The sequence below is a fragment of the Thiohalobacter sp. COW1 genome, assembly GCF_016629505.1.
Taxonomy (GTDB): domain Bacteria; phylum Pseudomonadota; class Gammaproteobacteria; order Thiohalobacterales; family Thiohalobacteraceae; genus Thiohalobacter; species Thiohalobacter thiocyanaticus_A.
The window spans coordinates 2,967,775-2,987,457 of the sequence record NZ_AP024239.1 but is presented as its reverse complement, the minus strand read 5'-3'; the positions used below and the strand labels follow the sequence as shown (position 1 = coordinate 2,987,457).

Genomic DNA, 19,683 nt, shown 5'->3' with positions numbered 1-19,683 from the left:
GGGGTACCCACAATGAAGCCCGCAGGGATTCTGTGGGAGAAGCGTGGCAATCTCGTAACGGCATAGCCGCCGACCGGGATTGCCACGGCGCTTCGCGCCTCGCAATGACGGGGGAGTCCTGACCCTCAGGCCTCTTCCTTCCACTTGATGGAGCAGCCCATGCTGGGGATCTGCTCGGCCGGGCCCTGCCCGGTCTCGGCCACCAGGACCATGGCCTCGAACAGGTCGCGCTTCACATCGGGCGCGGCGGCCTCCTTGCGGCTTTCATCCAGCCGGCCCCGGTACTGCAGTTCCAGGTCGGCGTTGTAGCCGAAGAAATCCGGGGTGCAGACCGCGCCATAGGCCTTGGCCACCTCCTGGGTCTCGTCCAGCAGGTAGGGGAAGGGGAAATCGAACTCCTCGGCCACCTGCTTCATGTTGTCAAAGCTGTCCTCGGGATAGTCGCTCGGGTCATTGGACATGATGGCCACGCTGTTGATGCCGTATTTCTCCTTCAGTTCCCGGGCGTCGCGCACGATGCGATCGCGCACGGCCTTCACATAGGGGCAGTGGTTGCAGATGAACATCACCAGCAGCCCCTTCTCGCCGCGGCAGTCCTGCAGGGTCCAGGTCCTGCCGTCCACGCCGGGCAGGGAGAAATCGACCGCCGGCCGGCCGAAGTCGCATACGGGGGTTTCCAACGACACCATATCGCTAATTCCTCGCTTTCATTAGGGTTTCAGTCAATTCGCACCTGATGGACATTATAACGTCCGTGACCGGTGACGTAAGGACCCGGCTATATATTTGCACAAATATTTGTTACTATAGCGGGCTCTTTGAGGCTGCAACGCAAAATACATGTCAAACGACTTCCTGTTCACCTCCGAGTCCGTCTCGGAGGGGCATCCGGACAAGATGTGCGACCAGATCTCGGATGCCGTCCTGGACGCCATCATCGCCCAGGACCCGCACGCCCGCGTGGCCTGCGAGACCCTGGTCAAGACCGGCATGGTGGTCCTGGCCGGCGAGATCACCACCAGCGCCAGTCTCAAGTACGAGGAGCTGGTACGCAACACCGTCAACGGCATCGGCTACACCAGTTCCGACATCGGCTTCGACGGCCATACCTGCGCCGTACTCAACGCCCTCGGCGAGCAGTCGCCCGACATCCGCCAGGGCGTGGACCGGGCGACGCGCGAGCAGCAGGGCGCGGGCGATCAGGGCCTGATGTTCGGCTACGCCAGCAACGAAACCGAAGTGCTGATGCCGGCGCCGATCACCTATGCCCACCGGCTGGTGCGGCGCCAGGCCGAACTGCGCAAGAATGGCGAACTGCCCTGGCTGCGCCCCGACGCCAAGAGTCAGGTCACCTTCCGCTACAAGGATCTCAAGCCCGTGGGGGTGGAGGCCATCGTGCTCTCCACCCAGCACTCGCCGGAGATTTCGCTGCCGCAACTCAAGGAAGCCGTCTACGAAATGATCATCAAACCGGTGATCCCGGAAGGCTGGCTGACGGGGTGCGACCCGAACCGGATCCACATCAATCCGACCGGCACCTTCGTGATCGGCGGACCGATGGGCGACTGCGGCCTGACCGGACGCAAGATCATCGTCGACACCTACGGCGGCATGTCCCGCCACGGCGGCGGCGCCTTCTCCGGCAAGGATCCGTCCAAGGTGGACCGGAGCGCGGCCTACGCCTGCCGCTACGTGGCCAAGAACATCGTCGCCGCGGGGCTGGCCGACCGCTGCGAACTGCAGGTGTCCTACGCCATCGGCGTGGCCGAGCCGACCTCGATCACGGTGGAGACCTTCGGCACCCACCACATCGAGGAAAACAGAATCACCGCCCTGGTGCGCGAGCACTTCGACCTGCGCCCCTGGGGCATCATCACCATGCTGGATCTGCTGCAGCCGATCTATCAGCAGACCGCTGCCTACGGTCACCTGGGTCGGGACGACATCGACCTGCCGTGGGAACGCACCGACAAGGCCGAACTGCTGCGCGACGGCGCCGGCCTGCATTGAATTCAATCCGTCATGCCCGTGCAGACGGGCATCCAGGTTTCTGAAAACCATGGATTCCCGCCTTCGCGGGAATGACGGGAAAAGGAATGATCAGAAATTCCTTAACAGGTTTTTTATGTAACGACTGTTAGAGAACAGTCAACCGCGCTTCGAGGAGCGTTGCAACAGGAGCGCGGAGTTTATGGGATCAGGGCCCGCCCCGACCCATAAACTCCGCCGCCTCCTGCCAGGCTCGGAGAAAGCGGGTTCAGGATGAACAACTGCGCTCGGTAACTTGGGAGACCAACTACATGAACGCCGTGATGGACAAGAACTTCACTGACTTCAAGGTTGCCGACATCAATCTCGCCGATTGGGGTCGCAAGGAAATCGATATCGCCGAGACCGAAATGCCCGGTCTGATCGCCACGCGCGAGAAATACCGTGACGAGCAGCCGCTCAAGGGCGCGCGCATCGCCGGCAGCCTGCACATGACCATCCAGACCGCCGTGCTGATCGAGACGCTGGTCGCGCTCGGCGCCGAAGTGCGCTGGGTGTCCTGCAACATCTTCTCCACCCAGGATCACGCCGCCGCCGCCATCGCCGCCAGCGGCGTGCCGGTCTACGCCTACAAGGGCGAGAGTCTGGAAGAGTACTGGGACTTCACCCACAAGCTGATGGAGTTCGGCGACGAGACCCCGAACATGATCCTGGACGACGGCGGCGACGCCACCATGCTGATCATGCTGGGCACCAAGGCCGAGTCCGACCTCTCCGTGCTGGACAACCCGAGCAGCGAAGAGGAAGTGGCCCTGTTCAACGCCATCAAGGCCAAGCTCAAGGAGTCCCCGAACTGGTACTCCAACATCAAGAAGAACATCCAGGGCGTGACCGAGGAGACCACCACCGGCGTGCACCGTCTGTATGACATGGCCAAGAAGGGCGAACTGGCCTTCCCCGCCATCAACGTCAACGACTCGGTGACCAAGTCCAAATTCGACAACCTGTACGGCTGCCGTGAGTCTCTGGTCGACGGCATCAAGCGCGCCACCGACACCATGATCGCCGGCAAGATCGGCGTGGTCTGCGGCTACGGCGACGTCGGCAAGGGCTCGGCTCAGTCGCTGCGTGGCCTGGGTGCGACCGTGTGGGTGACCGAGATCGATCCGATCTGCGCCCTGCAGGCCGCGATGGAAGGCTACCGCGTGGTGACCATGGAAGAGGCCGCACCGCTGGGCGACATCTTCGTGACCACCACCGGCAACAAGGACATCATCACCTATGACCACATGGCCGCCATGAAGGATCAGGCCATCGTCTGCAACATCGGTCACTTCGACAACGAGATCCAGATCGAGCAGACCCGCAAGCACGAGTGGATCAACATCAAGCCGCAGGTCGACCAGATCGTCTTCCCCGACGGTCACCGCGTGACCATGCTGGCCGAAGGCCGCCTGGTGAATCTGGGCTGCGGCACCGGCCACCCGAGCTTCGTGATGTCCAACTCCTTCACCAACCAGGTGCTGGCACAGATCGAGCTGTTCACCAAGGGTGACCAGTACGACAACGATGTCTACATCCTGCCCAAGCACCTGGATGAAGAAGTCGCCCGCCTGCACCTGGAGAAGATCGGTGCGAAGCTGACCAAGCTGAGCAAGGAACAGGCCGACTACATCGGCGTGCCGGTCGAGGGTCCGTACAAGCCCGAGCACTACCGCTACTGATCAGGCAGTTTGAAACACCGGCGAGGGGCGACGGCAGACGCCGTCGCCCCGCCATCGCCTACTGTCTTCAACCACCTGCCAACAGATCAGAAGCCTACCTATGAAAACTCAGCAAAAGTACGAGAAATCCTACAGCTTTGAGTTCTTCCCGCCCAAAACGGAGGAAGGCGCCAAGAAACTGCGCCTGGCCCGTTCGCGGCTGGACAAGCTCAATCCCAATTTCTATTCCGTGACCTTCGGTGCCGGCGGCAGCACCCAGGAAGGCACCTACGAGACCGTCGCCGAGATCATCAAGTCCGGTGGCGACGCCGCGCCGCACCTGTCCTGCATCGGCTCGACCCGGGACAACATCCGTGAACTGCTGCAGCGCTACAAGGACGCGGGCGTGCGCCGTATCGTCACCCTCAGGGGCGACATGCCCTCCGGCATGCGCGACACCGGCGAATTCCGCTATGCCAATGAACTGGTGGAGTTCATCCGCGCCGAGACCGGCGATACCTTCAAGCTGGAGGTTGCGGCCTATCCGGAGTTCCATCCCCAGGCACCGACCGCCTTCGAGGATCTGGAAAACTTCAAGCGCAAGGTCGACGCGGGCGCCAATACCGCGATCACCCAGTACTTCTTCAATGCCGACGCCTATTTCCGTTTCGTCGATGATTGCGAGAGGATGGGGATCGACCTGCCGATCGTGCCGGGCATCATGCCCATCACCAACTACAAGCAGCTGGCCCGCTTCTCCGACGCCTGCGGCGCCGAGATCCCGCGCTGGATCCGCCAGCGCCTGATCGCCTACGGCGACGATATGGAGTCGCTGGGCAAATTCGGCGAAGAGGTCGTCTCCGCGCTGTGCCAGCGCCTGCTGGACGCCGGTGTGCCCGGCATCCATTTCTATGTGATGAATCGTTCGGCACCGACCATCGCCATCTGGAAGAACCTGGGTCTGCCGGTCAGGGACTGACGGATCCTTCCATACCTCGGCGACATTAACGCAAAGGCCGCAGAGACGCAGAGGCGCAAAGATGAACAGGATTGAATTCTCTGCGTCTCGGCGTCTCCGCGTCCTCTGCGTTTCCCGTCACTGCCCCCAACCCCGTGCGCTGGCGTAATGCCCACGCCCCGCATCTACCTGCCCCAGCCGCTCGCCAGCGGCACCACCACCCAGCTCGACGAACGCGCCCAGCGTCACGCCGTGAAGGTATTGCGGCTGAAACCGGGCGCTGCCCTGATCCTGTTCAACGGCGATGGCGGCGAATACCATGCCACGCTCGAGGACACCCGCCGGGAAGGCGCTCAGGTCAGTGTCGGCGAACATATCGCACAGGAACGCGAATCCCCGCTGGACATCGAACTGCTGCAGGGCGTGGCGCGCGGCGAGAAGATGGACCTGATCCTGCAGAAGGCGGTGGAACTGGGGGTGAACCGCATCGTGCCGCTGGCCACCGAACGCAGCCAGGTCAAGCTCAGCGGCGAGCGCCTGGACAAGCGCATGCAGCACTGGCGGGGCATCATCATCCACGCCTGCGAGCAGTGCGGCCGCAACCGCCTGCCGGAACTGGCCGGCATGCAGACGCTGGATGCGACGCTGGCCGCGCATGCCCCGGACCGGCTCGGGCTGCTGCTGGACCCGATCGCTGAGCGCGGCCCGCACGACCTGGCGCAGACGCCAGCCCTCAGCCTGCTCATCGGCCCCGAGGGCGGACTGGCCCCGGCCGAGCGGGACCAGGCCCGCGCCGCCGGCTTTCAGGGGGTACGCCTGGGCCCGCGCATCCTGCGCACCGAGACCGCCGGACTGGCCGCCCTGGCTGCCCTGCAGTGCCTGTACGGGGATCTGCGCTAGCACGCAGGTCAGGTTAGACTACGCTAACCTGACCTGCCTCACTCCTCGCTCCAAAACAAAAAAAGCCCCGCCAAGCGGGGCAATCATGAAGGAGGAGGCAGAACCGTCAGGTTCAGTTGGTACCCAGTACCTGGCTGCGCAGTTCGGGGTCCTGCTGGATGGCACCGGCAATGCGGTTATAGTCCTGCACGGACAGCCCGGAATCCTCGACGGCCTCCACCATCTCGGACTGCGCCCGCTGCTGCAGTTCGCGCGCCTTGTTCGGATCCTCGGCATTCTGCAGTTCGCCGGCATAGGCCTGACGGATGGTGCTGATCTCGTCGAACGCCGCCTTGAACTGGCTGATCTCTTGATCGCTGAGATCCACCTGGGGCGCAGTGGCACCTCCGGGCTGCTGGGCAGCGGGCGGCTGTCCCTGTTGCGGGTAGCCGCCCCCCTGACCCTGGCCATATTCCTGAGCCTGCGCGCTGAAGGACAGCCCCAGTCCGCAGAGGGCGATTGCAACGGGTGCGAGTACAGATTTGATCATGGTCTACTCCGTGTTCATTGAATGGCACACAGGACAGGAGCAACCACCATGCCAGTTGCTTTCTGCAGCGCTGATCCCTCCGGTGGACAACAGGAATACAAAATAAACATCAAGGAGTTGCAGACAGGACAGAACGCGTGAAGGGCCATTCGGGCTGCGCGCCCGTGAACTGCGGGCAGCCGCTTTATCGCATCAGGGCTGTGGCAAAGCGGCACATGTGCCGGACGCCCGGATCAGTCGGTGTCACTCTCGCCCAGGCGGCGGTACAGGGTACGGCGCCCGATGCCCAGAATCTGGGCAGCCTGGCGCTTGTTGCCATCGACTTGTTCGAGCACATGGTCGATGTAGCGCCGTTCAACCTGGGCCAGTGTAGGCAGGGGTTCATCCTCTCCCCGCCAGGGCGGGGGCGCGTCGGCTGCCGGCGCGGACTCCAGCGTCACCGTCCCGGACAGCCGCTCCGGCAGATGCACCAGATCGATCTGGCTCTCATGGCAGAAGGTCACCGCCCATTCGATGACATTGGCCAGTTCGCGCACATTCCCGGGGTAGCTGTAGGCCTGGAGCCGGCGCAGCGCGGCCTGAGTGATGCCCTGCACTGAATGATCCTGGCGGGCGCTGAACTGATCGATGAAACGCGCCGTGAGCAGTTCCAGGTCCTCACCCCGTTCCCGCAGCGGCGGGACCTGCAGGGCAAAGGTGTTGAGCCGGTAGTAGAGGTCCTCACGGAAGCCGCCCTCATTCACCTCACTGGCCAGATCGCTGTTGGTCGCGGCCAGGATGCGCACATCGACCCCTTCCTCGCGGTCGCTGCCAACCGGCCGCAGCGTCTGCTCCTGCAGCACCCGCAGCAGCTTGGCCTGCATCGCCAGCGGCATCTCGCCGATCTCGTCCAGCAGCAGGCTGCCGCCACTGGCCTCCAGGAACAGGCCACGCCGGGCCTTCTGCGCTCCGGAGAAGGCACCGGCGGCATGCCCGAACAGTTCGCTCTCCAGCAATTCGGCGGGAATGGCGGCGCAGTTGATGGCAACAAAGGGGCCATCCGCGCGTTCGCTCTCCCGATGCAGGGCGCGGGCGACCAGTTCCTTTCCGGTGCCACTCTCGCCCTCGATCAGCACCGGACCCGCGGCACGGGCGATCTGACGGATCTGGCCATAGAGGCGCTGCATGGGCGCACTGCGGCCGACCATGCCGTGAAAGTCCGCCTCGCCGAGCAGCGCCCGATACCGTGCCAACTCCAGCCGCAGACGCCGGGTCTCGCTCACCCGGCGCACGCTCATCAGCAGGTGCTCCAGGTCCACCGGCTTGGTCAGGAAATCATCCGCCCCCTCTCTGAGCGCCTCCACCGCCTGGGGGACAGTGCCGAAGGCGGTGATGATGATGAAGCCGGGCGCGGCCGGCAACTGCCGCACCTGGCCCAGCAGAGTCATGGCATCGGCGCCGGGCAGGCGCAGGTCGCTGATCACCAGGTCCTGTTCCCGGGCCTGCAGGCGCTGCCAGGCCTGTTCGGCATCCGGTACCGCCTCGGCGGCATAACCGGCATCCTCCAGTTCCTCCACCAGCAGCGTGCGCAGGGCGGCATCGTCCTCCACCACCAAGGCCCGTTGCGGGGCGGCGGCTGTTGTCTGCGCTGAACTCATGACTGCACCTCGGCATCGGCCAGGGGCAACAGGATCCGGAACCGCGCCCCACCCATGGAACCCGGATCGACCTCGATCCGGCCACCGTGGTCCTTGACCGCAGCCGCGGCAACGGCCAGTCCCAGGCCGGTCCCCTCGGCCACCCCCTTGGTGGTGTAAAAAGGTTCGAAGATCTTCTCCCGCTCCGATGCCGGAATGCCCGGGCCGTCGTCCTCGATGCTGAAACCCGCCTGATCGCCTTCGACAAACCATCCCAGACGCACCCGTGCGGTCGCCGCCTGCAGGGCATTGCGCAACAGATTCGACAGCGCCTGCTCCATCCGCAGCCGGTCCAGTGGCAACACCGGCGCCGGCGGCTGCCCAACCATCTCCAGGACGACATCGCGACCTGCCGCCGCGTCGCCGCACTGGGCCTGGACCGTGCGTATCAGCCGGTCGGCGCGCTCCGGCTGGCATTGCAGCGGATTATTGCGGCCGAAATCCATCAACTGGCGGACAATGAAATTCATCCGTCTGACCTCAGCGCGAATATCCTCCAATCCCCGGACCAGATGGGGATCCAGCCCCGGCTGGCGCAGAGCGCGTTGGGCCTTTCCGTCGACCACGTTGAGCGGTGCGCCCAGTTCGTGCGCCACCCCTGCAGCCAGACGGCCGATGGCCGCCATGCGCTCGGACTGGTGCAGTCGATCCTCCAGCCTGGCCTGCTCGCGCCGGTGTTCATCCAATACCTCGCGCTGGGTGGTCAGGCTCTCAAGCATCCGATTGATGCCCACCGCCAGCTGATTCAATTCGCGCGGGCCGTGCATGGGCAGACGCCGGTCACGCTGCCCGCGACTGACCTGGCGCATCGCCGTCAGCATGGCGCGAACATGCGAGCCCACCGCCTTGTGATGACCGATATAGATGACAACGGTCAGCAGCAGAGAGGTCAGCACCAACGCCGCCAGCCCCTGGGTGCGCAGACGGGCGATATAGTCCCGGAACTCGCTGGTCCGCCGCGTGACCTGGAGCAGACCGCTGATGCGCCCCCCGCTGTCGGCCAGGGGCAGAAAATAGGAATAGACGTCCTCGCCCCCCTCCACTCGCTGAAATTCGTCCCGGCGGTCTCCCTCGGACACCAGTTCCGCAGCGCGGCGACTGCCGGCCGCGGGCGCCGTCGGGCCACTGGTGCCGATGCGGTTGCCGTCGGAATCATAGACATAGACCCCGTAGACCCGTCCGATGCGGCTGGCCGAGTCCAGGGCCTGGGCCAGGCTGCCCTCGCGCCCCTGTTCAATGGCATAGCCCAGGGGCTGACGGATGGCGCGGGCGATCAGGTCGATTTCGTCCCGCATGCGTTTCTCGCCCTGCCTCTCCAGCAGCTGCAGCGTATACCAGCCGGCCAATCCCGCCAGGGCCAGCACGGGCAACAGGACGAAAACCAGCAAGGCAGCGCGCAGGTTGTAGTGTTGGAGTCCCATTCTGTTCTCCATTGATTCATGCATGCGCCATTCTGGCACATGGGCGCTCATGGCGTAGCCCGGCGGCCTCTCGACAACCCCGGCATGACCCCGGGTATTGAATTCAATTTATTGAATTCTCGCCTATTCTCAATATGAACTGAATATCACACCCAGCCCGGGACAAGACCGGCGTCCGCCGGACAGCCCGTGGCATGGAAGCTGCAATCAACGGGCCAGACGAAAGGATGGAGCGATTATGAAAGCCGATCTGCTGCTGGTGCTGGGCATGATTGCCAGCACTGCCGTCCCGGCCCTCAGCCTGGCCGGGGAGACACCGACCGAGGACTGCATCGAGCTGATCGAATACAGCGTGGGCGAACCGGATGAGGGTTACGGCATCGTGGAAATCGAGTGGCAGGCCAGGGTCAGAAACCGCTGCGACCAATCCCATTACGCCACCCTGACCCTGCAATTCCTGGATGCCGAAGGCGAAAGCCTGCACGATTCCCAGACCCGCTCCGTCATCGATCCCGGCCCGGCCGTGGTCATCAGCAAACTGGCCATGCTCGACGAGGAGCAGGCCGAACGCTATACCGACACCCGCCTGAGAATCGGCGGCCAGGCCCTGCCCTGAGTTGCATCTCAAGCCTCCCTTGCGGCGCTCCCTGCAAACGCTCAACTCAGCACAGCTTCCACCAGCGTCAGCACCACCAGGGTCACCACCGCCAGCGCCAGCAGGCTCAGCTGCCAGCCGGCCCGCACCATGTCGGGCACCTCGAGCCGCCCACTGCCGAACACGATGGCGTTGGGCGGCGTGGCCACCGGGAGCATGAAGGCGCAGGAGGCCGCCAGCGCCACGGGGACGGTCAGCAGCAGGGGGGATTGGCCGAGGCTCAACGCCAGTGCCGCGGCCAGAGGTAGCAGGGTGGCAGCGGTGGCAGTGTTGCTGGTGACATGACTGAGCAGCATGGCCACCAGGGCCACCAGACCGATCACCGCCCATACCGGCCAGCCCCCCAGATCGCCCAGACCGACCACCACCGCGCCGGACAGGCCGCTGCTGCTGATCGCCGTGCCCAGACTGAGCCCGCCGCCGACCAGTACCAGCACGCCCCAGGGCAGCTGGGCGGTCGCCTCCCACTGCAGCAGCCCGCCCCTGAACCCGCCGCCGGCGGGAATCAGGAACAGCAGCAGCGCTCCCAGAACGGCGATTCCCGGGTCGCTCAACCCGGCACCCGGCAGTGCCGTCTCCAGCAGGGGCCGGCCGAGCCAGGCCAGAGCGACGGCGGCGAATACCAGCGCCACCCGGCGTTCGGGCACGGTCATCCCACCCAGCGCGGCCTGCTGGCGGGCGATCAGATCCTGGATGCCCTCGATACGCCATGATGGCAGGGGAAAGACCCGGCGGCACAGCACCCACCAGCAGGCCAGCAGCAGGATCAGGGCGGCGGGCAGCCCCACCGCCATCCACTGCACGAAGCCGATCTGCACCCCATACTGCTCGGCCAGATAACCGGCCAGCAGGGCGTTGGGCGGGGTGCCGATGAGGGTGGCCATGCCGCCGATGTTGGCACCGAAGGCGATGCCCAGCAGCAGGGCGCGGGCGAAGTTGCGGCCGTGCTCCGGGGCCACCTCCTGCTCCTCCAGCAACACCAGCACCGAAACCCCGATCGGCAGCATCAGCGCCGCCGTGGCGGTATTGCTCACCCACATGCTGAGTGCCGCGGTGGCGGTCATGAAACCGGCCACCAGCCGGTCCAGGCCATGGCCGGTCAGCCCCAGGATGTGCAGGGCGATGCGCCGGTGCAGGTTCCAGCGCTGCAGGGCGGCCGCGATCATGAACCCGCCCAGGAACAGGAAGATCAGCGGATTGGCATAGGGCGCGGCGGCATCGGCGATATCCATCACGCCCAGCAGGGGCAACAGCGCCACCGGCAGCAACGCCGTCACCGGGATGGGCACGGCCTCTGTCACCCACCAGACCGCCATCAGGGCAGTGAGCGCGGCCACCTGCCAGGCAACTGCAGAGATCCCGGCCGGCGTTTCCATCAATGCCATGAACAGGAACAGCCCCGGCCCCAGAAACAGGCCCAGGCGCTGGCGCCAGGGTTGTGGAGAAGGCGTCATAGAGAAATCCGGAGCCCGATCACGATCCGGGGCAATCTACGCGGATGTCAGCCGGTCAGCAATGCAGCAAAAGGAAAAGACGGAAAACAGGGCGACGAATGGCACTTACTTGAGCGTCATTGCGGTGCCCGGACCCGAAGGATGGGGTACCCATAATGAAGCCCGAAGGGAGTCTATGGGAGAAGCGCGGCAATCACCAACCGGTTGATCCTGCAGCAGGAGATTGCCACGTCACTTCGTTCCTCGCAATGACGGAGAAAAGAGAAAAGGGAGAAAAGGGGTCGGTGACAAATAATGATACGAATTACTCTCTTTTGTGAGAAAAGGGGTCGGTGACAAATAATGATACGAATTACTCTCTTTTGTCACCGACCCCTTTTTGCTCTTTCGGCCTAGACGGCCGGATCAGGCGACCTGGCGGACGTAGTCCGCCGCCAGCGCCTCCAGCGCATCCAGGTCGGGGATGATGGCGCGCTGGTTGTCGAACTGCACCCGCGCCAGTTCGCCGCTGGCCGCAACACCGTCGAAGGCGCCGGTATGCTGCAACTCGCCCTCGCCCAGGCGCGCCAGGTGGGGGATGCCGGCGGTGACCAGCGCATAGAAGGGCACACCCTGCTCGCCCCTGACCGAATTCATCACTGCGATATGCGTCTGGTCATCGGTCGCGGGCCGGGCATCGCCGCGCACGGCCTCGAAGGAAATCACCGGCAGTTCGTACCCGCGCCAGTTCAGAATCCCCATCAGCCAGTCGGGGGCGCTATCAACCGGCGCCAGGTCCTGCCAGGGGATCAGTTCGGCGATGGCGATATTGGGGACCAGCAGGGTACGGTCCCGCAGCGGGACCAGAAGACTGCGAACCTTGTCCTGTACGACGTCCATGGCGTGACCTCCAGGGCCTAGTTGTCGGACTGCCTGCGATCGGCGATCCAGTCCAGCATGCGCCGCGCCAGCGCCTCGGGCGCAGCGGATTCGCCCACCGTGGTGCTGCGGCGCACGGCATCCGGCATGCTGCTTATGACACAAGTGTCGGCGGACTGGGCGAAAACTGTACCGCCGGCACGGACGATGGCACCCGCGCCGCGGCTGCCGTCATCGCCCATACCGCTGAAGACGACGGCGCAGGTACTGTGCTTGTAATACCCCACCACCTGTTCCATGACGTCATCGATGCAGGGGCGGTAAGTGCCGGGAATGACTTCCCCGGTCAGGGCGATCAGACCCTGATCGGTCAGGGTGAAACGCCGGTCGACCGGCACCAGCGTGACCTGGCCGGTCAGGATCGGGCTGCCTTCGCGGGCCACGGCCACCGGGATGCCGGTCATGCGCTGCAGCTGCTCAGCCAGCAGCGGCACGAAGGCATCGCCGATGTGCTGCGCCAGCACCAGTCCCACCGACGGCGGTTTGCCGTCCAGGGCGGCGAGGAAGGCCCGCACCGCCTGGGGGCCGCCCAGCGAGGCGCCCAGCACCCAGACCGCAACGGCCCGGGGACGCCGCTGTTCCTGCGAGGCGACGATCTGCAGGGGTGCCGGCGTGGCAGCGGCCATGGTCCCGGCATCACCGGCAACCGGTTTGAGCACGGGTTCGGCAGACACCTGACGCGGTTCGCGCCGCACCAGTCGTTCCAGCTTGGCGCGCAGCTTGCCGCCCCAGCCCGGGTCGCGCGGCACCGCCCCCTCGTGAAACAGCAACGGCACCTCGACTTCCTCGATCAGCAGTTCGAGTTCGTCAATGGCCTGTTCGGCCTCGCCGTTGATCAGGATAACCAGGGCATCGGCCGGACTGGCGCGGACCGCTTCGATATCGATCGCGCCGGTCTGAAAGCCCGTCACCACATTGAGGCCGTTGGCCTCGAGCAGTTCGCGCAGGTAGCGCTCCTGCCTCTCCTGCCCGGTGATCAGCCCGACCCGCAGTTCGGTCTCCCCCTGGTCAGGCATGCGCCTGCCGGTCCTGTATCACCTGGCGGATGGTATCGAGCAGTTGCTGCTCCTGATAGGGCTTGCCCAGGTAGAAGTCGACCCCGATGTCCATGGCGCGCTGGCGGTGCTTCTCGCCGGTGCGCGAGGTGATCATGATGATCGGGATGTGCTGCAGCCGCGGCTCGTTGCGGATGTGGGTGGCCAGTTCGAAACCGTCCATGCGCGGCATCTCGATATCCAGCAGCATGACGTCCGGGATGTGTTCCTGCAGCCTGGCGACGGCATCGACCCCGTCCTTGGCCGTGCTCACCTCCATCTCGTTGCGCTCCAACAGGCGGGTGGTGACCTTGCGCACGGTGATGGAGTCATCGACCACCATCACATGCAGGGCGCGATCGACCTCTGCCGCCGGCGCCGGTGCCGCCGTCTCGCCGCCCAGATGGGTGGTGATCTCGCCGGCGCGCAGCAGCCCGCCCAGATCCAGGATCAACACCACCCGGCCGTCGCCGAGAATGGTCGCGCCGGAGATGCCGCGCACGGTACTGATCTGGGGGCCGACCGACTTGACCACCGTCTCGCGGCTGCCCAGCAGGGCGTCGACCTGCAACGCCATGTGGTGATCGCCCGTGCGCACCAGCAGCACCGGCAGGCGCCTGGGCTGGCCCGCGACGCCGAGCGTCGGCTCGCCGGTCCCCAGCATGCTGCCCAGGTAGCGCACATCATAGTCGTAGCCGGCATAGCTGAACTTCTTCTCCGGATCGGCATAATGCGCTTCCAGCTGCTCCTGCGGCATGCGCACGATGCCCTCGATGCCGGTCAGCGGGATGGCATAGGTCTCCTCGTGCACCTGCACCAGCAGCGCCTGACTCATGGCCAGGGTGAAGGGCAGCCTGACAGTGAAACTGGTGCCCTGGCCGGCGGCCGAATCGATGTGCAGCGAGCCGCCCAGCTGCTTGACCTCGCTGTTGACCACGTCCATCCCCACGCCGCGCCCGGCCACCTGAGTGACCTCGCTGGCGGTGGAAAAGCCGGTCTCCAGCACGAACTGCATGATCTCGTTGTCGGTGAAATCGGTATCGGGCGTGATGAAGCCGCGCTCCAGCGCCTTGGCGCGGATGGCCTCGATGTTCATGCCGGCGCCGTCGTCGGACAGGCGGATGACCACCTCGGAGCCTTCGCGGCGCAGCGTCAGGCGGATGCTGCCGGCCTCGGGCTTGCCCTGCTCGCGCCGCTGCTCCGGCGCCTCGATGCCGTGGGCGATGGCGTTGCGCAGCATGTGCTCGAGCGGCGCGACGATGCGGTCGATGACGGTGCGGTCCATCTCGCTCTCCGCCCCCTCGATCTCCAATTCGGCGCGCTTGCCCACCTCCTGGCAGACCTGGCGCACAATGCGCCGCAGACGCGGGGCCAGGCCGGAGAAGGGCACCATGCGGGTGCGCATCAGCCCCTCGGACAGATCGGTGTTCACGCGCGACTGCTGCAGCAGCAGGGTCTCGGATTCGCGGGTGATGTTGTCCAGCAGGCTCTGCAGGCTGACCATGTCACTGATGGATTCCATCATCGAACGCGACAGGGTCTGCAGGGTGGAGTAGCGGTCCATCTCCAGCGGATCGAAGTCCGCGTCGTACTCCTCACTCTCGGCGTACTCGCGCTCGTAACGCGACAGCACCTGGGCCTCGGTCTCGATCTCCATCTTGCGCAGCTGTTCGCGCATGCGGTCGACCGTCTGGCTCAACTCGAACAGGTTGAAACGGAAGGCGCCGACCTGCTGCTCCAGGCGCGAGCGGTAGATGCTGATCTCGCCGGCATGGTTGACCATGTCATCGAGCAGGTCGGCACGGATGCGCACCAGTTCCTGCTGGGTGCGCTCCTGGCGCTCGGGCTGGGCCCGGGGCAGTTCCTCGACCGGCGGGATCGGCACGACTTCCACGCCCTCGGCCTCGGCGGCGGGCGCCGGAACGTCCGCCGGCGCGGATGTCGGTTCGGACGGTGCCGCCGTCTCGATCACGGGGTCGGCTTCGCCCTTGCGGATACGCTCGATGCGGGCGATCAGGTCCTCGCCGGCCGGCGCGGGGTTGCCGGCCTTGACCGCTTCCAACATCTGCACCAGCCGGTCCTGTGACAGCTGCATCAGATCGAACAGATCCTGCGAGGGCGCAACCTGGCCATCGCCGGCCGCGATCATCAGGGATTCCAGATGATGGGTCAGGTCACCGATGGGCGCGAGGTTCGCCATCCGGGCACCGCCCTTGAGGGTATGCAGATCGCGCTGCATGGCGGCCATCAGTTCGGCATCCTCGGGCTGACGGATCCACTGCTGCAGCACCTGCTCGGCGTTGTCCAGGATCTCGTCACCCTCCTCGAGGAAGATATCGATCAGTTCCTGGTCTGCTTCGGTCTCGGATTCGCCGGCGATTTCCGCTGCGGGTTCGGCCTCGGCGGCTTCGGGCACGGGTGCGGGTTCGAGTTCCACTTCGGGCGCGGGGGCGCCGGCCTCGATCTCGATGACCGTGTCCGCCTCCGTCTCCGCGGCCGGAACGGCGGTTTCCTCCTCGGGCGTCCAGGGATGACTGCTGCCCGGGGTGGCCGCCGGCACACCCTGCGCCTGCAGCTGCTCCGCCTCGCGCGGCAGGGCACGCAGGGTCTCGATCAGTTCGTCCGTCTCGGGCAGCGCGGCCCCGGCCTGCTGCAGCAGCGGAATCAGGCTCTCGACCGTATCCACCGCATGGGCCAGGGAGGCGCGGCCGGGTTCGGGAATCTGCATCCCCGCCTGCATCAGCGCCTTGGTGTAGCGCTCCATCTCGGCGGCAATGGCGGCGACGCGGGTCGCGCCGGCCATGTGGGCACTGCCGTGCAGGGTGTGCACGGCACGGATCAATTCGTCGGTGACACTGCTGTCGCCGCTCGCCGCGGCCGACTCGAGAAAGGCGCGAATGCTGGCGAGATGATCCCGGGCCTCGTTGTCGAAGATCTCGAACAGCACCGGATCGATGGCGGGCGCTGCCGGTTCGGCCTCGATCGTCACCTCGATCCCGGATTCGGGCTCGACGGCGACATCCGGCTCTGCTGCCTCGACGGCCGGTGCCGCCGCCGGTGCTTCAAAGTCCTCCGGCGCCGGGGTTTCGCCCCGGGACAGAGCCTCGGCGGCCTGCATCATGGCATTGATGTCGAGACTCGGGCCGCCCTCGCCCTGGATCTGGGCCACCAGTTCGGACAGGGTCCGGCCGGCGGCGGCGAGCAGCCGGCACATCGCGTCGCTGCGCTCGATGGTGCCGTCGATCAGACGGTTGAGCATGTTCTCGAAGGCCCAGGCGAACTCGCCGATCAGCATGGCGCCGACCAGCCGGCCGCTGCCCTTGATGGTATGGAAGGAGCGGCGGATCTCGGTCAGGGCCTCCTGCTCCTCGGGGTTGTCCAGCCAGCGCGGCAGCCGCTCGCCGATAGCGGCGACCTCCTCGGTCGCCTCCTCGATGAAGATCTCGAGGATCTCGTCGTCGATCTCGCCGCCCTCGAGCACGGGATAGGGCAACTCCTGCGCCTGCGGCGCGGGGGCTGCTTGCGCTGCCGGCCCGGCAGTGGTCTGCGCGTCATCATCGCCAGCAAGCGTGACGGGCTCGGCCTCGGCCGTCTCCGCGGGCAGTTCGATCTCGATGGTCTCGAGTGTCTCGCTATCGACCAGGTCGGCATCGAAGGCCTCGACCTCGCTGGTTTCCGAGGATTCCAGTTCGATCACCTCGAAATCGTCCGCAGACGCTGCCGGCAACTCGTCCTGCGCTTCCGGCGCGGCGATCTCGATCACTTCTTCGTCTTCGCTCTGAAGCGTGGCTTCATCCCCGGAGAACCCGGGGGCGGCCATCGACTCAGGTTCGGCTCCGGCATCGGCGCTCGGGACCGGGCTGTCTGCAGCCGGCCCGGCGCCGGTCAGCTGCCTCAGGCTGTCGCGGGCCACGTCCAGGATAGAGGCGCTGAAGACCTTGCGTTCCTGCAGGTTCTCGAGGAAATACTCGATGCTGGAGATGGCGTCGGCCAGCTGGTCCAGTTCGGTCTCGGACAGCCGGCGCTGCTGTGCCAGCATCTGTTCATCCACGAAATCCGCCACCTGCGCCAGCAACTCGGCCGCATGGCTTTCATTGAGCAGCAGCAGGCTGCCCTTGATCTGGTTGAACAGCGCCGGCACGGGTTCGAGCAGGGTGAAATTGTCCGGGGTCTCGATGTACTGCAGGATGCTGTCCTTGGCCCGCGCCACATCGCGAATGGCCTCCTCGGCCACCACCCCGCGCACCTGGTTGAACTCGCTCTCCGGCACCATGGCCTCGATCTGCCGGGACTCGTCGGCGAAATCCGCCTGACGCACATCCCCGTGCAGCAGTCCGTCGAGCGATGACTCCACGTACAGCACAGCGCTGGCGGCCTGCATCAGCAGGTCGTCCTCGATCTCGCGGCTGCCGTCGGCCATGGCATGCATCATGCCGGCCTGCTCGACGATCTGCTTGCGCAGCGCGCCCATGCCCAGCATACCCAGGGTGTCGCCGACCCTGTCGAGGGTCTCGGCAGCCGGAACCAGTGCGGCCGGGTCGCGCGCGCTGCTGCGCAGGCAGACATCCAGTGCGTCCTTGATCCGCGCCAGATCCTCCTTGATGGCGGCGGTGACCGTGGCCATCAACTCCATGTTATGACCGCTCAGGCTCTGACGCGCCTGCTCCATCTGCTCCTCGTCCGGCAGCAGATCTGCCAGGCGGTAGGTCGTCTGGATCTCGGCTGCCATGCCGGCGGCCTCCTCGGCGCGGGCAACGTAGAACAGCAGATTCTTCAGCAGTTCCACCGGCGGTTCCTGCTGCAGAACGGCCTCGCCGCCGTCGATCACCCGCTTGATCTGGCGATCGACCTGACCCAGCAGCAGCTTGGTGGCCATGCTGGTCTCGAGCCGGTCCGCGCGCAGGGACTGAACCAGGCCGCGGGCGATCCACCACAGGCGGCGGGCCTGCGGGCTGGTGCTGGCCGCCTGCAGGCGGGCCAGCACGGTTTCCATCTGTTCCAGGCTGGCGGCCACGTCACGGCCGCGGAACCAGCCCAGCAGGGCAACCTGGTAGGCATGCCGCTGGCCGCGGGCCAGTTCATCGAGGACCGCGTCCTCGGTCTCGGCCAGGGCCGATTGCGGCAGCGCGGCGTCGATGTCGGGGGAAAACAGGGCATTCTCGGACACCAGGCTCTCGCCCTGCACGGCACGCAGGTCGTTGAGCAGGGGCAGCAGTACCAGCGGGATGTCCTGATAGCCGGCGATCAGCCGGTCGAGATAGTCGGGCAGTTGCAGGATGCCGCGCATCAGCAGTTCCAGGGCCTCGTCCTTCTGCGCGATGTCGCCTTTCTGCAGGGCCAGCAGCAGCTGCTCCATTTCCTCGGCCAGCATGCTGGCACCGTAGAGTTCGACCATCTGCAGGGTACCGGAGACCTGATGCAGGTGGGCCGAACAGAAGCGCAGCTGGGAATCGTCCTCCGGATCCTCGACGAAGGCCTCCAGCGCCTGCCGGGCCTGCCTGAGGGTTTCGTCCAGTTCCGATTTCACCCATTTGAGCGTACTGAAATCCATGGCTCCACTCATTTAATCCCTTACCTCCGGGTCAACCCGGCGTTGATAGGCCAGCGTGCCTTCACAGCGAACGCGTTCCAGCTGCGGATGCGACCAGTGCAGTACATCCCCGGGCGCGAGCACCAGCATGCCGCCCGGTGCCAGCCGGTCGGCCAGGCGGTCGAGGATGCCGTGACGCTCGCTGCGGTCGAAATAGATCAGCACATTCTGGCAATAGACAAGATCGAAGCCGTCCAGCGGGAAGCGCTCCAGGTCGGCGATGCCGAGCGGAGAGAAACAGATCCGTCGGCGCAGCCGCGGCGCAATGCGGAAACGCTGTTCCGAGACGGTCTCACAGTAATGCCGACGGTAGGTCTCCGGGATGCCGTCCAGGCGACGCCGGGCATACTCGCCCTGCCGGGCCGCGGCCAGCGCCGGGCGGCTGATGTCGGTGGCGGTGATGCCGAAGCGGGGCGCGGATCCGGCGGGCAGCGCATGATCCAGCAGCATGGCCAGGGAATAGGCCTCCTCGCCGCTGGCGCAGCCCAGACTCCAGGCCTGCAGGCTGCGCCGGCTGTCCGCCACGAACCCGGGCAGCAGCCGCGTCTCGATCAGGCGCAGCGCATCGGGATCACGGAAAAACCGCGTCTCGTGCACCGTCAGCCGGTCGATGAGGATGGCCCACTCCGGCACGCTGTCGCGCTGGCTCAGCTGCTCGTAGTAGGTCTGGTAGTCCTCGCAGCCGACCTCGCGCATCCGGGCGCGCAGCCCGGACAGGAACAGCGGCTTGCGCTGCGGACTCAGGCGGATGCCGGCCCGCGCCTCCAGCAGCTCACGCCACCGGCCGAACTCGGCATCGCTGAGATCCGGCAGCCGCCCGCGCCGTCCCTGGAGCGGCAGTTTCTGGCTCGGCATC

Annotated in this window: 14 protein-coding genes and 1 riboswitch; of the genes, 5 read left to right on the top strand and 9 right to left on the bottom strand. The window is 65.7% G+C overall.

The window, feature by feature from the left end:
* Positions 1-125: 125 nt before the first annotated feature.
* A complete protein-coding gene (locus COW1_RS14130; protein WP_201344543.1) occupies positions 126-689 on the bottom strand; it encodes a thioredoxin family protein in 564 nt (187 codons plus the stop codon).
* 151 nt (positions 690-840) lie between these two features.
* Between COW1_RS14130 and metK the strand changes: the two genes are divergently transcribed.
* The 4 genes from metK (at position 841) to COW1_RS14110 (ending at position 5,550) form a co-directional block, all read left to right on the top strand.
* A complete protein-coding gene (metK, locus tag COW1_RS14125) occupies positions 841-2,010 on the top strand; it encodes a methionine adenosyltransferase (protein ID WP_096367339.1) in 1,170 nt (389 codons plus the stop codon).
* Positions 2,011-2,155: 145 nt separating this feature from the next.
* A riboswitch (S-adenosyl-L-homocysteine riboswitch) is annotated at positions 2,156-2,285 on the top strand.
* A 15-nt stretch (positions 2,286-2,300) separates the two neighbouring features.
* Positions 2,301-3,713 (top strand): adenosylhomocysteinase, encoded by a 1,413-nt coding sequence (ahcY, locus tag COW1_RS14120; protein WP_096367641.1) that lies wholly within the window; start codon positions 2,301-2,303, stop codon positions 3,711-3,713.
* A 100-nt stretch (positions 3,714-3,813) separates the two neighbouring features.
* Entirely contained in the window at positions 3,814-4,671 is an 858-nt protein-coding gene (metF, locus tag COW1_RS14115; protein WP_096367340.1) for a methylenetetrahydrofolate reductase [NAD(P)H], read from the top strand.
* A gap of 147 nt (positions 4,672-4,818) precedes the next feature.
* The gene (locus COW1_RS14110; protein ID WP_201344542.1) at positions 4,819-5,550 is read left to right on the top strand and encodes a 16S rRNA (uracil(1498)-N(3))-methyltransferase; all 732 of its coding nucleotides are present in this window, start codon (positions 4,819-4,821) and stop codon (positions 5,548-5,550) included.
* Positions 5,551-5,662: 112 nt separating this feature from the next.
* Here COW1_RS14110 and COW1_RS14105 read toward each other — a convergent pair whose 3' ends face one another.
* The 3 genes from COW1_RS14105 to COW1_RS14095 all read right to left on the bottom strand — a co-directional run bounded on the left by COW1_RS14105 (position 5,663) and on the right by COW1_RS14095 (position 9,176).
* Positions 5,663-6,079 (bottom strand): DUF4168 domain-containing protein, encoded by a 417-nt coding sequence (locus tag COW1_RS14105; RefSeq protein ID WP_096367342.1) that lies wholly within the window; start codon positions 6,077-6,079, stop codon positions 5,663-5,665.
* Positions 6,080-6,312: 233 nt separating this feature from the next.
* A complete protein-coding gene (locus COW1_RS14100; RefSeq protein WP_201344541.1) occupies positions 6,313-7,716 on the bottom strand; it encodes a sigma-54 dependent transcriptional regulator in 1,404 nt (467 codons plus the stop codon).
* Positions 7,713-9,176 carry a sensor histidine kinase gene (locus COW1_RS14095; RefSeq protein ID WP_096367344.1) on the bottom strand — a complete coding sequence of 488 codons (1,464 nt, stop codon included), beginning with the start codon at positions 9,174-9,176 and terminating at the stop codon, positions 7,713-7,715. Before COW1_RS14095 ends, COW1_RS14100 begins: the two co-directional genes overlap by 4 nt.
* 238 nt (positions 9,177-9,414) lie before the next feature.
* On the opposite strand from COW1_RS14095, the gene COW1_RS14090 reads away from it, so the two are divergent.
* Positions 9,415-9,792: a hypothetical protein gene (locus COW1_RS14090; RefSeq protein WP_201344540.1), complete on the top strand. Its 378-nt coding sequence runs from the start codon at positions 9,415-9,417 to the stop codon at positions 9,790-9,792.
* Positions 9,793-9,833: 41 nt separating this feature from the next.
* Here the strand turns inward: COW1_RS14090 and COW1_RS14085 are convergent, their stop codons facing one another.
* From COW1_RS14085 to COW1_RS14065, 5 genes are all read right to left on the bottom strand, one after another.
* Positions 9,834-11,285 (bottom strand): DASS family sodium-coupled anion symporter, encoded by a 1,452-nt coding sequence (locus tag COW1_RS14085; RefSeq protein ID WP_201344539.1) that lies wholly within the window; start codon positions 11,283-11,285, stop codon positions 9,834-9,836.
* A gap of 405 nt (positions 11,286-11,690) precedes the next feature.
* The gene (locus COW1_RS14080; protein ID WP_096367347.1) at positions 11,691-12,164 is read right to left on the bottom strand and encodes a chemotaxis protein CheW; all 474 of its coding nucleotides are present in this window, start codon (positions 12,162-12,164) and stop codon (positions 11,691-11,693) included.
* A gap of 17 nt (positions 12,165-12,181) precedes the next feature.
* The gene (locus COW1_RS14075) at positions 12,182-13,219 is read right to left on the bottom strand and encodes a chemotaxis protein CheB (protein WP_201344538.1); all 1,038 of its coding nucleotides are present in this window, start codon (positions 13,217-13,219) and stop codon (positions 12,182-12,184) included.
* Positions 13,212-18,788 (bottom strand): Hpt domain-containing protein, encoded by a 5,577-nt coding sequence (locus tag COW1_RS14070; RefSeq protein ID WP_201344537.1) that lies wholly within the window; start codon positions 18,786-18,788, stop codon positions 13,212-13,214. Before COW1_RS14070 ends, COW1_RS14075 begins: the two co-directional genes overlap by 8 nt.
* A gap of 12 nt (positions 18,789-18,800) precedes the next feature.
* Positions 18,801-19,682: a protein-glutamate O-methyltransferase CheR gene (locus tag COW1_RS14065; protein ID WP_201344536.1), complete on the bottom strand. Its 882-nt coding sequence runs from the start codon at positions 19,680-19,682 to the stop codon at positions 18,801-18,803.
* Position 19,683 lies beyond the last annotated feature (1 nt).

Bases quoted from the DNA above. Each gene is read 5' to 3' on its own strand.
- COW1_RS14130 (WP_201344543.1), bottom strand. From the start codon at position 689: ATGGTGTCGTTGGAAACCCCCGTATGCGACTTCGGCCGGCCGGCGGTC.
- metK (WP_096367339.1), top strand. From the start codon at position 841: ATGTCAAACGACTTCCTGTTCACCTCCGAGTCCGTCTCGGAGGGGCAT.
- ahcY (WP_096367641.1), top strand. From the start codon at position 2,301: ATGAACGCCGTGATGGACAAGAACTTCACTGACTTCAAGGTTGCCGAC.
- metF (WP_096367340.1), top strand. From the start codon at position 3,814: ATGAAAACTCAGCAAAAGTACGAGAAATCCTACAGCTTTGAGTTCTTC.
- COW1_RS14110 (WP_201344542.1), top strand. From the start codon at position 4,819: ATGCCCACGCCCCGCATCTACCTGCCCCAGCCGCTCGCCAGCGGCACC.
- COW1_RS14105 (WP_096367342.1), bottom strand. From the start codon at position 6,079: ATGATCAAATCTGTACTCGCACCCGTTGCAATCGCCCTCTGCGGACTG.
- COW1_RS14100 (WP_201344541.1), bottom strand. From the start codon at position 7,716: ATGAGTTCAGCGCAGACAACAGCCGCCGCCCCGCAACGGGCCTTGGTG.
- COW1_RS14095 (WP_096367344.1), bottom strand. From the start codon at position 9,176: ATGGGACTCCAACACTACAACCTGCGCGCTGCCTTGCTGGTTTTCGTC.
- COW1_RS14090 (WP_201344540.1), top strand. From the start codon at position 9,415: ATGAAAGCCGATCTGCTGCTGGTGCTGGGCATGATTGCCAGCACTGCC.
- COW1_RS14085 (WP_201344539.1), bottom strand. From the start codon at position 11,285: ATGACGCCTTCTCCACAACCCTGGCGCCAGCGCCTGGGCCTGTTTCTG.
- COW1_RS14080 (WP_096367347.1), bottom strand. From the start codon at position 12,164: ATGGACGTCGTACAGGACAAGGTTCGCAGTCTTCTGGTCCCGCTGCGG.
- COW1_RS14075 (WP_201344538.1), bottom strand. From the start codon at position 13,219: ATGCCTGACCAGGGGGAGACCGAACTGCGGGTCGGGCTGATCACCGGG.
- COW1_RS14070 (WP_201344537.1), bottom strand. From the start codon at position 18,788: ATGGATTTCAGTACGCTCAAATGGGTGAAATCGGAACTGGACGAAACC.
- COW1_RS14065 (WP_201344536.1), bottom strand. From the start codon at position 19,682: ATGCCGAGCCAGAAACTGCCGCTCCAGGGACGGCGCGGGCGGCTGCCG.